This is a genomic window from Saccharospirillum sp. ABV4_185, from assembly GCF_056159245.1.
Map to the genome: position 1 here is coordinate 1,220,310 of NZ_JBSWUW010000001.1, position 14,739 is coordinate 1,235,048.

Here is a 14,739-nt window from a genome sequence, read left to right on the forward strand (position 1 = left end):
CGGGCTGGGTAAAAAAGCGCCGAAATGGTACCTGTCAAAGGGGGGATTTGCCAGCCAAAAGGCGCTTATTCAGCAGCGGCGGTTTGGCTTTTGTGCCAACGCCGGGTGAGGCGTTGCAGTTGTTTGGTGATCAGTCGGTGCAGTTCTTCTTTACTGAGCTGATCAATGCCGGGCCGGGCCATCAAAATGATGTCCAGCTGGGGCCATTGGGCATACTGAATGCGGAAGATTTCGCGGGCAATGCGTTTGACGCGATTCCGGGCGACAGCGCTGCGACAGTTTTTACGGGAAATAATAAAACCAAGCCGAGCAGGAGCGTCGGGATTGGTGCGAGCGAGCAGCAATAGTTCTGGGCAGGCGGCTTTGACGTCAACCTGGTCAAACACCGAACGGAAATCCCCGGCTGTCAGTAGACGATGGGCACGAGGATGTCCGTTTAGAACCATCTTAGACGGTCAGAGCAGCCCGTCCGCGAGCACGGCGACGTGCCAGAACCTTACGACCGTTCTTGGTAGCCATGCGGGCACGGAAGCCGTGAGTACGCTTGCGCTTCAGGACGCTGGGTTGAAATGTACGTTTCATATGGGTTCTCACCACAAGATTGGGAAGCGAGGCTTCCGGTTAAGGCTTTGGTTCGATGCAAACAGAGCACCGACCCCTGAATTTGGATCGCGGATTCTAAAGGCTTTGTCGTCCTACTTCAATGTCCATTTTATGTTCAATCGTCGATCTGTGTGAGTGAGACAGATAAATAAGATTATTAGGTAAGGTATGTATGAAAGGATTGTATGTATTTGTTCATTGTTAGTGTGACCAAATTCTGTGGTTAAGATTAAAATTTCTTTATAAAACAATAAGATATATCGATAACAACCAGGCTGAGAAGGCGGGAGTTAAACGGGCACGGCCGGTGTGCGAACTGTGTATAACCAGCCAGGTTTTCCACAGTCTGAGTTGTTCATCCGCTTTTCAGGGGTTGCACACAGGCTTGTGAGCCCGCTTACCCACAGATCTTTCCAAAGCCTGTTGATTGATAAGTCTTTGATTTTTTGACCAAAAAAGCAGTTAGGTCTGAGAGGCGGTAACGACTGGCAAGGGCCCGGCGGTCAAGTTAGAATGGCAGGCCATTTCCCAGACCCGTTCGGAGTGTCCGTGCCCGAGTCAGCCTGGCATCAATGCCTGGATCTGTTGCGTGGCGAGGTCCCGTCGCATCAGTTCAACACCTGGATCCGTCCGCTCAGCCATCGTCTTGATGGTGATGCTTTGGTATTGCAGGCACCGAACCGCTTTGTGGGTAACTGGGTGCGCGACAAATACCTGCACCGTATTGAAGAGTTGATGGCCCAGTTTGGCGCTGTTGATACTCAGGTGCTGGTCGAGGTTAAAGGCGGGACCACCACGGTACCGAGTCGGGTTACATCTACTACCGTTGCCAATGGCTCTACTTATAATGGCAGCCATGTCGAGTCGTCAGTGAGTGAAACCAAGGCTCCGGCGACAGAACCGGCAGCGCAACTGGCGGATCGTCTGGCACCGGAACCGGTACAGACAACTGGGGCGAAACGCGGCAAAGGCAAATTCCAGTCTTATCTGAATCCAAGTTTTACCTTTACCTCTTTTGTTGAGGGTAAGTCGAACCAGCTGGCGTTGGCAGCCAGCCAACAGGTTGCCGATAACGCCGGCGGAGCTTACAACCCACTCTTTATATACGGCGGTGTGGGCCTGGGTAAGACGCACTTGATGCAGGCCATTGGTAATCACATTGTTGAGCAGAATCCGAGTGCCAAGGTGGTCTACCTGCATTCAGAGCGTTTTGTTGCTGATATGGTCAAGGCGTTGCAACTTAACGCCATGGCCGAGTTCAAGCGTTTTTATCGCAGCCTGGATGCGTTGCTGATCGATGACATTCAGTTCTTCGCCAAAAAAGACCGCTCTCAGGAAGAATTCTTTCATACCTTTAATGCATTGCTGGAAGGCAATCAGCAGGTGATTTTGACCTGCGATCGTTATCCCAAGGAAATTGAAGGTCTGGAAGATCGGCTCAAGAGTCGTTTTGGATGGGGGTTAACGGTTGCAGTCGAACCGCCCGATCTGGAAACTCGGGTCGCTATTTTGATGAAGAAGGCGGAAAAGGCACGAGTGAAGTTGCCCGGCGATGCCGCCTTCTTTATTGCTCAGCGCATTCGTTCCAATGTTCGTGAATTGGAAGGGGCGTTAAAACGTGTAGTGGCCAATGCGCAATTTACCGGTGCGGCCATCGATACGGCCTTCGTTAAGGAATCCCTGAAGGATCTCTTGGCGTTGCAGGACAAACAGGTCAGTATTGAAAACATTCAGCGCACCGTGGCCGAATATTACAAAATTAAAATCTCCGATCTGCATTCCAAACGACGCAGTCGCAGTATTGCCCGTCCTCGTCAGGTTGCGATGGCGTTAGCCAAAGAACTGACTCAGCACAGCTTGCCGGAAATCGGTGAAGCCTTTGGCGGGCGCGATCATACGACCGTTTTGCACGCTTGCCGTAAGGTCAAGGAATTGCGCGAGACGACCGGAGACATCAATGAAGATTACAATAACCTGTTACGAACGCTGACCACCTGATATAGGGATGGAAACGGACTCATGATTCAATTCACGCTGTCACGCGATGCCTTGTTAAAGCCACTGCAACTGGTGGGAGGCGTGGTCGAAAAACGACAGACACTGCCGGTGCTTTCCAATGTTCTGTTAGAAGTTGAAGGCAGTCAGTTGTCTTTAACCGGGACCGATTTGGAAGTGGAAATTGTCGGTCGGGTTGAACTGGCCGATGGCGCTGTTGATGGTGCCATTACCGTACCGGCCAGAAAGCTAATCGATATTGTTCGGTCATTGCCGGACGATGCGCCCATTACTCTGGTGCAGAATGATGATCGGGTGGTGGTCACTTCGGGTCGCAGCCGCTTTACCTTGTCGACCTTGCCAGCGTCGGATTTCCCGAACGTTGAAGATGATGAAAACACCCTCGACTTTATGTTGCCGCAGATGACCATGAAACAGCTGGTCGATGCCACCGCTTTTGCCATGGCGCAGCAGGACGTTCGTTATTACCTCAACGGCATGTTGCTGGAATTAAGTCGCGGCCAGGTGCGAACGGTGGCAACCGACGGTCATCGTTTGGCTATGAGTAGCAAAGCAGCGCCGGGTCTGGAATTAGAAGAGCGTCGCCAGGTAATCGTGCCGCGTAAGGGCATTTTGGAACTGAATCGTTTGATGAGTGATGAAGCCGAAGCGACAGTAGATGTGTCCTTGGGTGCTAATCATATTCGTGCACGTACCCCGGCGTTTACGTTCACTTCCAAGCTCGTTGACGGCAAGTTCCCGGATTATGAGCGCGTATTGCCACGCGGCGGCGATAAAGAAATCGTCGGCGATCGTCAGTCATTGCGCTCAATCTTCAGTCGCGCTGCGATCCTGTCGAATGAGAAATATCGCGGTGTTCGTCTGTTGCTCAGTGATAACAACCTGATGGTGAAAGCCAATAACCCAGAGCAGGAAGAAGCCGAGGTTAATCAGGAAATTGATTATCAAGGCCCGGAACTGGAAGTCGGTTTCAACGTGACCTATTTGTTGGACGTTCTAAATGTTACTTCGGGCGAGCAAATCAAAATTGTTTTGGCTGATGCTAACTCTAGTGCCTTGTTGAGTGACTTTGACGACGATTCATCCGTCTACGTTGTTATGCCGATGCGGTTGTAATCCGGATCCATTGCAGGGATGTCGATTGATCGGCTGACCATTCAGGGTGTGCGCAATATTGCTGACACCCAATTTCACCCCGGCCCGGGCGTTAACGTCCTTTACGGCGATAACGGCGCGGGCAAATCCAGCATCCTCGAAGCCATTCATCTGTTGGCGCTGGCACGTTCCTTTAAAGTCTCCCGCACTCGTACTTTGATTCGTGAAGCCGAAGACCAGGCAACGGTTTTTGCCGAATTGAATGATCGTACTCGCATTGGTGTGCAGCGTTCGCGTCAGGGACAACATTCCATTCGCCTGAACGGTGAAGCTGTTACGGTGGTTTCCGAGCTGGCTCATCGATTGCCTCTGCAGTTAATTCACGCCGATTCTTTTCTGTTGCTGGAAGGTGCGCCCAGTCATCGACGCCAGTTTCTCGATTGGGGCGTTTTTCATCAGGATCTGGACTTTCACAGCGCCTGGCAGAGTGCACAGAAAAGCCTGAAAAACCGGAACTCACTGCTGCGATCTGGTAAAATAGACCCGTCTGAAATGGCGGTCTGGCAGCGTGAATTTATCGCCGCAGCCGAACGTTTGGATACGTATCGAAAACAGTATCTGGAAGGCTTTGTGCCGCGCTTTCATCAGGTGCTGGATGCCTTGATCGAGCTGCCTGCGTTACGCATCCACTATTACCGTGGCTGGGACAAAAGCCGATCACTGGTCGAATTACTGGATAGTCAGTGGGATCGCGATTGCAAGTTGGGATATACCCAGTCCGGTCCACAACGCGCGGATATGCGCATCAAAGTTAACAATCAGGCGGCGAGTGATGTGTTGTCTCGCGGCCAGCAAAAGTTGGTGGTGTGCGCGCTTAAAGTAGCGCAGAGCCTTCATCTACAAGACGTTCATAACCGACCCACGACCTTTCTGGTGGATGACTTGCCGGCCGAACTGGACCGCAATCATATCCGTAAGTTGGGAGGGTTAATGGAAGGGCTGACTGGGCAGGTTTTTATGACCAGTGTTGATCCAGAGCCTTTGAGCGAATTTTGGCAAGCGCCGGACCGGGTAAAATTGTTCCACGTGGAACAAGGCCAGGTTCAGGCAATGGACGATGGGGAGTAAACCCGAATGAGTAATGAATACAATTCCTCGAGCATCAAGGTGCTGAAAGGTCTGGATGCGGTTCGTAAACGTCCGGGCATGTACATCGGTGATACCGACGACGGTACCGGCCTGCACCACATGGTCTTCGAGGTGGTCGACAACTCCATCGATGAAGCTCTGGCGGGTTACTGCTCGGACATCAAGGTGTTTATTCACCCGGATGAATCCATCAGCGTCGAAGATAACGGCCGGGGTATTCCGACCGATATGCACCCGGAAGAAGGCAAGTCCGCTGCCGAGGTTATTATGACGGTGCTGCACGCCGGCGGTAAGTTCGACGATAACTCCTACAAGGTCTCCGGTGGTTTGCACGGTGTGGGCGTGTCCGTAGTGAATGCGCTGTCGTCTGAATTAACCCTGACGGTACGTCGTGCCGGAAAAGTCCATGAACAGGTGTATAAACACGGCGTGCCAACCGCACCCCTGGGCGTGGTGGGTGATGCGGAATACACCGGTACCACCATCCATTTCAAGCCGTCCCCGGAAACTTTCACTCATATCGAGTTCTCCTACGATATCCTGGCCAAACGTCTGCGCGAGTTGAGCTTCCTGAACTCCGGTGTGGGCATTTATCTGAAAGATGAGCGGTCCGGCAAAGAGGAGTACTTCAAATACGAGGGCGGCCTGAAAGCCTTCGTTGAGTATCTGAACAAGAACAAGCAGACACTTAGCCAAGTCTTCCATTTTTCTTATCAGCGCGAAGAAGATGGCATCGGTGTTGAAGTTTCCATGCAGTGGAACGACAGCTATCAAGAAAACATTCTCTGTTACACCAACAATATTCCGCAGCGCGATGGTGGTACTCACCTGGCCGGTTTCCGTGCGGCTTTGACCCGGACACTGAATAACTACATTCAGTCTGAGAATCTGCAGAAGAAACACAAAGTCCAGACCACCGGGGATGATGCCCGTGAGGGTCTGACGGCCATTATTTCGGTCAAGGTGCCGGATCCGAAGTTCAGCTCCCAGACCAAAGACAAGCTGGTGTCTTCAGAAGTAAAGCCAGCGGTGGAACAGGAAATGGGTAAGACCTTTTCCGACTTCCTGCTGGAAAACCCCAACGAAGCCAAGATTTTGGTTGGCAAGATGATCGATGCCGCCCGGGCTCGTGAAGCGGCACGTAAGGCACGCGATATGACCCGTCGCAAAGGCGCCCTGGATATTGCCGGTCTACCAGGTAAGTTGGCTGACTGTCAGGAGAAAGACCCAGGTCTTTCTGAAATCTACCTGGTGGAGGGTGATTCAGCGGGCGGTTCTGCCAAGCAAGGGCGTGACCGTCGGACTCAGGCGATTCTGCCGCTGAAAGGTAAGATCCTGAACGTTGAGAAAGCGCGTTTCGATAAGATGCTGCAATCCGCCGAGGTGGGTACTTTGATCACCGCTCTGGGTACGGGCATCGGTCGTGAAGAGTTCAATCTGGAGAAGCTGCGTTATCACTCCATCATTATCATGACTGACGCCGACGTCGACGGTTCCCACATCCGTACCTTGCTGCTGACCTTCTTCTTCCGGCAAATGCCCGAGCTGATCGAGAACGGTCACATCTTTATCGCTCAGCCGCCGCTGTACAAGCTGAAGAAAGGCAAGCAGGAGCAATACATCAAAGATGAGAAAACGCTGGAGCAATACCTGATTTCCCAGGCGTTGGATGGTACCGAACTCTTTGTTAACGAAGGCGCGGCGCCGATTCGTGATGAACAGTTGGAAGGTTTGGTTACTCAGTATAAGGACGTGATGGCGCGCATCGACCGAATGAGTCGTGTCTATCCACGGGCGGCCATGGAAGAGATGATCTACATGCCCGAGCTGACGACTGAGATGCGTGCTGACCAGGCTCAAGTAGCTGAGTGGGCGGATCGTCTCAGTGACCGTTTGGCTGAGCGACTGGCCGCAGGCAGCACCGTTTATCAGCTGTCGATTACCGAAGATACCGAACGCCATGTTTTCCTGCCCAAGGTCCAGGCGGTTGCTCATGGTCTGGCGACCGATTATCAGTTCTCACACGCTTTCTTTGAGAGCCAGGAATACAAAGCGATCGTGGCGTTGAATGCACGCCTGGATGGTTTGATTGAGGAAGGTGCCTATCTGAAGCGCGGTGACAAGTCCGAAGCGGTCGATAGCTTTGAGGCTGTTATTGAATGGATGATGGGTGAGGCCAAGCGTGGCTACAACATCCAGCGCTATAAAGGTCTGGGCGAGATGAACCCGGAACAGCTGTGGGAAACCACCATGGATCCGGAATCGCGTCGCATGTTGCGGGTTACCATTGAAGACGCCATTGCCGCCGATCAGATCTTCAATACCCTGATGGGTGACGAGGTTGAGCCACGTCGTGCCTTTATCGAAACCAATGCGTTGTTGGTGACTAACCTGGATTACTAAGTCGTCCCGGTCCGGGTTCTCAAATAAAAAGCGCCTGAATGGCGCTTTTTTTATCTCTGTATAAACAGCAGTAAAGGGATGATGTTCCACGTGGAACATTAATGGTCGAGGCAGTCCGGCCAATAGCGATCTTTCGGGAAGCGGCCTGTTTTGTCGGGAATCAATCCTTCCGCTGCCAGATTCTTATACTGAGTGACGGCACCGCTGTGTTCGGTGATCTTACGTTGGCTGTTAATGATCCTGAACCAGGGTAGACCGGAGTCTCGTGGCAACGTTCTTAACCAAGCCTGTATTTGACGTACATGAACTCCGCATAGATCGGCTAGACGTCCATAGCTGGTGAAGTAACCTTCGGGGATGGCTGCCAGTGTCTGATAGAAAACAGCTCGCGGCTGCGGATCGGCATGAGTCATAGATGAACGCTCTATTCAAAATGTCGCTGGTTAAGAAATACGGGCGTTAAGCTGACAGCGAGTCGAAAAAGGTTCCACGTGGAACCTTCTGCTATCAGTTGGCCCTTCGCTTAGAGAGTCTGCAGTGCTGTAAGAACCGCATCGGCAGAGCTCTTCTCAAACTGACCAGGCTCTTCAACACCCATCCAGCGGACTTTGGCGTTATCGGCAATTAGCGCAAAGCGCCGTGATCGAACACCCATCCCACGACCGCTGGCATCCATATCCAGGCCTAAGGCTTTGACAAAATCGGCATTGCCATCGCCGAGCATATCGATGGCTTCGGCGTTGTGTTGCTGTCCCCAGGCATGCATGACAAAGGCATCATTCACACTCAGACAGATAATGCGGTCGACACCCAAGGCTTTTAGCTGATCAGCGATAACCACAAAACCGGGTAGATGGGCCTGGCTGCAGGTGGGTGTGAAGGCTCCGGGAACAGCGAAGAGCACCACACGTTGATCCTGAAAAATGGATTGAGTGGACTCGCTGACCGGGCCACTTTCGGCCATTCGGTAGAGCAAAATATCGGCAGGCAGGACATCGCCAACTTGAATAGACATACCGCTGTTCTCTCTCTATGTTTAAGCGTTTGAATTGCTTATCGAAGTATTGGAGTCGCCCGTTAAATGAACGTCACAAAGTTCATTATTAGTCTGCCCCTGCTCAGGGGCAATGGTTGGTACAAAATTGCCACCCTGAGTTGTTCGCTAAGGACGATCCGATGAGTTTCAGGCAGCCTCTGTTGCTGCTTTTGACCGTTCTGCTGCCAAGCTGGTTATATGCAGCAGATAGCCTGGAATCTATTCTGCTGGAGTCCGATCAGTCCATTGAAATGGGCACAGAGGTTATTGTTCTGGCGGACGACAGTGGCCAGCTGTCACCCTTCGATGTGTTATCGGATGCATACGATGAGCAATGGCGTACGACCACAGGCAGAGAACTGCAACACAACTATCGGTTCGGTGTTGTCTGGGTGCTGTTTCGACTCGACGCCAGTCGTTCTATCTATAAAGAATGGGATCTGGTGATTGCCAACCCATCACTTAAGTACATCGATCTCTATCAGTTGTTTGATACGTCGGGCCCGCGTCTGGTGCATCGCACTGGCGCTATGCGACCTTTCGACAGCCGCGCCAAGGATCATCGCTATTTTGTGCTGCCATTGGAGGTGTACGGACCGACTACCTTTTTAATGCGCATCGATGCGACCTCAAACAGCCATTTGGCGATGACACTGCATCCGGGAGAAACGTTCTGGTCGACTGTGCAGCTAGAAGACTTCGGTAACTGGCTGTTTTACGGCGTCATTCTGGCGATGGTTACCTACAACCTTTTCCTGTTTCTGACGGTTCGGGACAGCAGTTATCTGTGGTATGTGCTCTTTATCGGCTTCTTCGGTGCTATCCAGTTTTCGCTCGACGGCTATATGTTCCAGTACTTCTGGTGGGAGGGTCAGGGCTACGACACCCGCGTGAACTATTTGTTATCGGGTCTGACCCTGGCATTTGCCGGCTGCTTTATGGTTAAGTTTCTCGATCTGCCACGGGTTTCGCCTGGGTTAACCCTCTTTGTCGTTGTGGCGATCGCATTGCAGTTGATAGTGGCGGCATTGGCCTGGTACCTGGACCGAGCGCTAATGGGTCTGCTGCTGTCCATCGACAGTTTTCTATATCTCACCATGGCGATGCTGGTGGGTATCTACGCCTGGGTTAAGGGTGTGATGGCCGCCAAGTATTTCGTCCTCGCCTGGGCGGTGTTTTATCTCGGTAATGTTATTTTTCTGCTCGCTAGCAGTGGTCTGATTTTTCTGCCCTGGCCACCCATTCTGGTGTCCAAGCTGGGTGCTTTCCTGGAAACCATGTTGCTCAGCTTTGCTCTGGCGCACCGCATCCGCCTGCTGCGCGAAAGCAGCGAGCGTGAGCGGATGCGTGCCGAAGCGCAAAGCTACTTTCTGGCACAGATCAGTCATGAAATAAGAACGCCGCTCAACGGCGTTTTAGGGATGACTGAAGTATTGGCCAGAACCCGTCTGGATGATGAGCAGCTCAGTTACGTCCACACCATCCAGGGATCGGGCGCGTCCCTGATGTCGTTGATCAATGACATCCTGGATTACTCCAAAATTGAAGCGGGTAAGATGTCGCTGAATTTGGAATTCACCAATATCCGTTCGCTGATTGACCAACAAACCCAACTGTTTTGCGCCCAGGCTGAGCGCAAAAGAATCACCCTGCAATCTGAGGTGGATGATTCCGTCCCCGACGAAGTTCAAATCGATGTTCAACGTCTGCGCCAGGTGCTGTCGAATCTGGTCAGCAATGCCATTAAGTTCACCGATGCAGGCTCAGTTCGGATAAGCGTCAGCTGTGAATGGCGTCAGGGCAGCCATTGGTTGCAATGTCGCGTTATTGATACCGGTATTGGTATTGCAGCATCCGAGCTGGAATCGCTGTTCAACGCTTACTCTCAGATACATGCTGACCATGATCGGGCTGATTACGGAACGGGTCTGGGTTTGGCGATCAGCCGGCAGTTGGTTCAACTGATGGGTGGTGAGCTGAATGTCACCAGCCAGCTTGGCCAGGGATCTGAGTTTCAGTTGTTACTTCCCCTGCAGTCTGAGCGTATCCGGGAGAATATTGTTGAAGAGAACCTGAGCCATGCTGTGTCACGTCAACTGTCGGTGTTGGTCGCAGAAGATAATGTGGTGAATCAGAGGGTGATCAGAGGGTTGTTGGAAAAACTGGGCCACAAGACCATAATGGCAACAAATGGCGACGAAATTGTGAGCATCAGACAGCAGTCTGAGCGGCCGGCCGACCTGATTCTGATGGATTGCGAAATGCCGGAAATGGATGGCTATCAGGCAACTCGACTGATTCGTGAATACGAACAGAAGCACCATAGGTTGCGACTGCCAATCATTGCGTTGACAGCTCATGCTCTGGAAGAGGTTCGGCAACGCTGTTTGGATGCTGGGATGGACGATTTTCTGACTAAGCCAGTGAGTACTCGCCAACTGGAGAAGGTGCTGTCGCGCTACAGCTGAGTTTTAGCACCGCGTCAAAGTGAATCGTCACTGATGGAGGTGCAATTGCGGCCACGGTCTTTGCTCTGATACAGCGCTTTGTCGGCCCGGTGCAGCCAATGCTCGGCTTCTTCGTTGGGTTTGTGGATGGCAATGCCAGCAGAGATGGTGATCTGCACCGGGCTGTCCTGGAAGTGAAACGGACATTGGCTGATGTGCAGCCGCATTTTTTCGATGGCGGCGAGGGCGTGTTCCCGGTCAGACTCGGGTAGCAATATCACAAACTCTTCACCACCAAAACGAGCCAGAAAATCGGTTTTACGCAGCTGACTGTACATTTCCTTAGCCAGGATGCGCAGCACGCGGTCGCCGGCGAGGTGTCCGTATCGATCATTGATCTTCTTGAAATGATCGACGTCGATCAGGGCAATGCTCAAGGGTTGACCGTAGCGATCGCTGCGTGCGATTTCCTGTTCTAGGCGTTGTTCGAAACCCTGGCGGTTGGGCAACTGGGTTAAAGGATCACGGCGGGCAATCTCACGCTCCTGAGTGACCTGTTTGATCAATCGATGATTATCTTCCTGCAACGCATCCAGATGCTGATTGAGTTCCTGTTGACGACGATTCATGGCAATCAGGCTGTTGCGGGTCCGGCTCTGAAAGTCATTCAGTAATGACATCAAGCCATCGATGGAGTCATTCAGGCTGGCGCGCAGCTGTTCCATATTAACGGCGCCAGTGATGGCTGATCGGGCGCGGGCAATCTGATCATCAACCTGTTGATCCAGGTTGTCGTTTAACTCGGTCAGGTCGCTGACGGCTTGTTTGTTCTGACCGATCAATTCGTTGATGCTGCGTAGCTTTTCGCTGAGCTGATTGAGGTAGTACTGGAACTGTCCTTTTTCAGCATCGAGTCGGCGTTGAATCAGGGCGATGGTTTCTTCAGCCAGACCATCGAGCTCTGGCCAATCCGGCATGGGTTCCAGGCGGCGCGCCAGAGATTGCAGCTGGCCATCTTCGTCACCAAGAATGGCAAGGGTTCGTAGCAGCGTGATGAATCGGGAGCACAGCTTTTGGTGCAGACGCTTGAGTTTTTCATTATCGCCGGCTGTTGCATTGGCTGCGCTGCCGGGCACCAGTCGAAGCGCATCTTCAGACAGCTTTAGCGCATCGAACAAATATTGGTGTTTTTGCTCTACCGCCAGACTGAACGACTCTGATGCAGCCTCGGTATTTAAATCCATCAATGACTGATAAAGACGATAGAGCTGTTGCGTGCCGGTTTGGGTGACATCTTCGATTTGATCGAAGCGCTCGTCGGCTTTTTCCAGAGCGTCACGGAATGCATCCGCATTCAGCTCTTCGCGCTGCTTCAGTACCTGCTTTAAGTTTTCCAGCGCAGTATCCAGATCGGCATCGATGCCTTTCAGCATCAATGCCAGATCCAACACGCCGCGGCGTAATTCTTCTTCAATAATATTCATGCCAGCTACTGACCCTATACGACAGTGAGGTCCGGATATGACTGATGATCAGCGCATTATAGTCACTGATCTAACCAGGGTCTGTGATCAATTTTTATTCGGCGGCCATTCGATCTCCATGGCCACTGGCAAATGGTCCGATAACGGAAAGTCGAGAACGCCCATGCGGGTAATCTTCAGATGACGACTGACCAGTATCTGGTCGAGGCAGCGTTGCGGTTGCCAGCTGGGAAAGGTTGCCCGTGCATGGGCGGATTTCAGGCCGGAATCCTTGAGCGGTGAATCATAGAGCAGGCGCAAACTATGGGTGTTCATATCGCCCATCAAAATGACATTGGGATAGAGCGCGATCAGATTACGGATAAAGCGCAGTTGTTGGTTTTGAGCGCGTCGACTCAACGCCAGATGCATCATCACCACCAAGAGCGGTTCGCTGTCGCCCAATTTCACAACGATGGCACCGCGACCGGGTAAACCGGGCAGCGTATGAGTGTTGATCTCATGCGGAGGAAAGCGACTGATAATGCCATTGCTGTGTTGGGCGACCGGCCCGAGGTTCCGATTAAGTTGCTGATGCCAGTATGGCTGATCCGCTTTTTTGGCGAGGTATTCAACCTGGTTAACGAAGCCGGAGCGGAAACTGCCGCCATCGGCTTCCTGCAAGGCGACCACGTCAAAGTGGCGCAGCAAATCACCAATGCGATCCAGATTGGCCTGGCGCGAACGCGATGGCCAGAAATGCTGCCAGGAACGCAGAAAATAATCGGAATACTGCCGGGTCTGGATGCCAACCTGGATGTTGTAGCTCAGAAAACTCAGATGGCCGGGTGAAGAAGCGTGAAAGTCGTCAGGCCGACAGAGGTGAACGGGAAAGCGTTTGGCCGAAGCGGCACGGTTCATAAAGACAGGATCCCCTGGAGCAGATGTTGGCTGATCGTTGCGATCAGCCAACTTAGTCTAGCTCGCCAGAGGCTTATTGGGCAGGGTCGTTACGCACTAACCATTCAGCGACTTCAAACATACGTTGATTGCTGCCGGCCATGCGACCGTCGATCAGATAGCGGCCATTGACCACCAGGCTGGGGGTGCCGGACAAACCGCTTTTTTGAGTGATCACCCGAGCCTGATTGATGCGGGCGTTAACGGCAAAGGAGTCGGCCATTTCCAGATAGTCGTCTTTGGATACGCCAAACCGACTGATGAAATCGGCAAAGCCTTCATCGGTTGACAGACGATGACGATTTAAATGGATTTCGTTAAAGATCTGCATATGAGTGGCGTCGGCAATATCCAGGAACTGGGTCGCGTAGTAGGCACGCGCTTCGGGCAGCTGACGGTCATTGAACAGCACCGGCACATGGGTGAAACGAATGTCGTCGGGCTTACTCTGAATCCAGGTCTGTACAAAAGGTTCTAAGTTGTAACAGTGAATACAGCTGTAACTGAATATTTCCTGGATTTCACCGGCTTCATCACCGCGATAGCTGGTGGGTAATTTCTCCGGAAGAACACGGTAGTGAGTGCCGGCTTGAAAGTCCTCAGCCTGGGCAGAACTGAAACCCAGAACCACAACTGCGGCGGTAAGCATCAGGCGTTTGAGCATGCATTTGTCTCCATCATCATCGAAAGCGCTGGCGGAGGCTAACTTTGCCGGAAAGCCGAAGCCAAAAAAAGCGGACCACCTGAACCGGGGTCCGCTTTTCATTCTCTTTACCGCGTCTGAATCCGGCCTGAATGCCGGGTTCGGATCAATGCAGGCCGTTGATGTAGCTGGCCAGTGCCTCGATCTCGAAGTCTTTCAGGCGGAAGGCCGTGGCACGCATCATCATGCTTTCACCATCGTTGGTGCGAGCTTCATCAGAAGGTTCATCGGCACGGTAACCGGCCTGGAACTTATGTAACTGAGATTCGATGTAGTCGGCATGCTGGCCGGACAGCATTGGGAAAGCTGCAGGTGCGTTGCCGGCACCGGTGGGTGAATGACAGCCGGCACAGGCAGGAACACCGGTTTCTGGGTTGCCGCCACGGTAGAGCTGCTCGCCCAGTTCAACCAGATCCGGATCAGCCGTACCGACTGTTTTATCCTGTTCGGAGAAGTAGGCAGCGATATCGGCCAGATCCTGCTCGTCGAGGTTGTCGAGCTGGCCAGCCATCTGAGTGACGACACGAGCACCGCTTTGAATGTCTTGCAGTTGTTTCAGCAGGTAGGCTTCACCTTGTCCTGCCAGCTTGGGAAAGCTGCCGGTGGTAGAAGCGCCGCCGGCACCATGACAGGCGCTGCACTGTTGAACCAGAGTCTCGCCTCGTGCGGCGTCACTCTCTTCTGCCGAGGCCAGGCCGGTAATACCCGCCAGCATCACCAAGCCAACGATCAGTTTCTTCATGTCGCGTCCCGCAAATCCAGTATGAATGTGGGCGGCAGCCGTCGTTACTTTTCAGAAGGTCGCCCCGCTTATTGTGCGGCTGCCGGGGTAGATGTCCGCGCATTATATAGAGTGAGGTCGGG

General features: G+C 52.6%; 13 protein-coding genes. 5 read left to right on the top strand and 8 right to left on the bottom strand.

The annotated features are described in order from the left end of the window. Window positions 1–65: 65 nt before the first annotated feature. Entirely contained in the window at window positions 66–446 is a 381-nt protein-coding gene (gene rnpA, locus ACXAE6_RS05570; protein WP_475145535.1) for a ribonuclease P protein component, read from the bottom strand. A gap of 1 nt (window position 447) precedes the next feature. Further along, complete coding sequence (gene rpmH / locus ACXAE6_RS05575; RefSeq protein ID WP_108126598.1) at window positions 448–582, bottom strand: 50S ribosomal protein L34; 135 nt, start codon at window positions 580–582, stop codon at window positions 448–450. A gap of 534 nt (window positions 583–1,116) precedes the next feature. On the opposite strand from rpmH, the gene dnaA reads away from it, so the two are divergent. The 4 genes from dnaA to gyrB are packed head-to-tail and all read left to right on the top strand — an operon-like array spanning window position 1,117 to window position 7,266. Further along, window positions 1,117–2,601, top strand: a complete 1,485-nt coding sequence (dnaA, locus tag ACXAE6_RS05580) for a chromosomal replication initiator protein DnaA (RefSeq protein ID WP_475145540.1) — start codon at window positions 1,117–1,119, stop codon at window positions 2,599–2,601. Window positions 2,602–2,625: 24 nt separating this feature from the next. Then, window positions 2,626–3,735: a DNA polymerase III subunit beta gene (gene dnaN / locus ACXAE6_RS05585; protein ID WP_475151707.1), complete on the top strand. Its 1,110-nt coding sequence runs from the start codon at window positions 2,626–2,628 to the stop codon at window positions 3,733–3,735. 18 nt (window positions 3,736–3,753) lie between these two features. After that, window positions 3,754–4,842, top strand: a complete 1,089-nt coding sequence (recF, locus tag ACXAE6_RS05590) for a DNA replication/repair protein RecF (RefSeq protein WP_475145542.1) — start codon at window positions 3,754–3,756, stop codon at window positions 4,840–4,842. 6 nt (window positions 4,843–4,848) lie between these two features. After that, complete coding sequence (gene gyrB, locus ACXAE6_RS05595; RefSeq protein ID WP_475145544.1) at window positions 4,849–7,266, top strand: DNA topoisomerase (ATP-hydrolyzing) subunit B; 2,418 nt, start codon at window positions 4,849–4,851, stop codon at window positions 7,264–7,266. 98 nt (window positions 7,267–7,364) lie between these two features. Here the strand turns inward: gyrB and ACXAE6_RS05600 are convergent, their stop codons facing one another. Together ACXAE6_RS05600 and ACXAE6_RS05605 are read right to left on the bottom strand one after the other, a co-directional pair. Beyond that, window positions 7,365–7,679 (bottom strand): MGMT family protein, encoded by a 315-nt coding sequence (locus ACXAE6_RS05600; protein WP_475145546.1) that lies wholly within the window; start codon window positions 7,677–7,679, stop codon window positions 7,365–7,367. Between the two features lie 110 nt (window positions 7,680–7,789). Then, window positions 7,790–8,281, bottom strand: a complete 492-nt coding sequence (locus tag ACXAE6_RS05605) for a redoxin family protein (RefSeq protein ID WP_475145549.1) — start codon at window positions 8,279–8,281, stop codon at window positions 7,790–7,792. A 161-nt stretch (window positions 8,282–8,442) separates the two neighbouring features. Between ACXAE6_RS05605 and ACXAE6_RS05610 the strand changes: the two genes are divergently transcribed. Further along, window positions 8,443–10,770 (top strand): hybrid sensor histidine kinase/response regulator, encoded by a 2,328-nt coding sequence (locus tag ACXAE6_RS05610; protein WP_475145552.1) that lies wholly within the window; start codon window positions 8,443–8,445, stop codon window positions 10,768–10,770. Between the two features lie 14 nt (window positions 10,771–10,784). On the opposite strand, the gene ACXAE6_RS05615 is transcribed toward ACXAE6_RS05610, so the two are convergent. The 4 genes from ACXAE6_RS05615 to ACXAE6_RS05630 form a co-directional block, all read right to left on the bottom strand. Then, window positions 10,785–12,233 carry a GGDEF domain-containing protein gene (locus ACXAE6_RS05615; protein ID WP_475145554.1) on the bottom strand — a complete coding sequence of 483 codons (1,449 nt, stop codon included), beginning with the start codon at window positions 12,231–12,233 and terminating at the stop codon, window positions 10,785–10,787. Window positions 12,234–12,320: 87 nt separating this feature from the next. Beyond that, window positions 12,321–13,133 (bottom strand): endonuclease/exonuclease/phosphatase family protein, encoded by an 813-nt coding sequence (locus ACXAE6_RS05620; RefSeq protein ID WP_475145558.1) that lies wholly within the window; start codon window positions 13,131–13,133, stop codon window positions 12,321–12,323. 73 nt (window positions 13,134–13,206) lie between these two features. After that, window positions 13,207–13,836, bottom strand: coding sequence for a thiol:disulfide interchange protein DsbA/DsbL (locus ACXAE6_RS05625; protein WP_475145560.1), 630 nt, complete (start codon window positions 13,834–13,836; stop codon window positions 13,207–13,209). A 145-nt stretch (window positions 13,837–13,981) separates the two neighbouring features. Continuing rightward, entirely contained in the window at window positions 13,982–14,617 is a 636-nt protein-coding gene (locus ACXAE6_RS05630) for a c-type cytochrome (protein ID WP_475145562.1), read from the bottom strand. Window positions 14,618–14,739 lie beyond the last annotated feature (122 nt).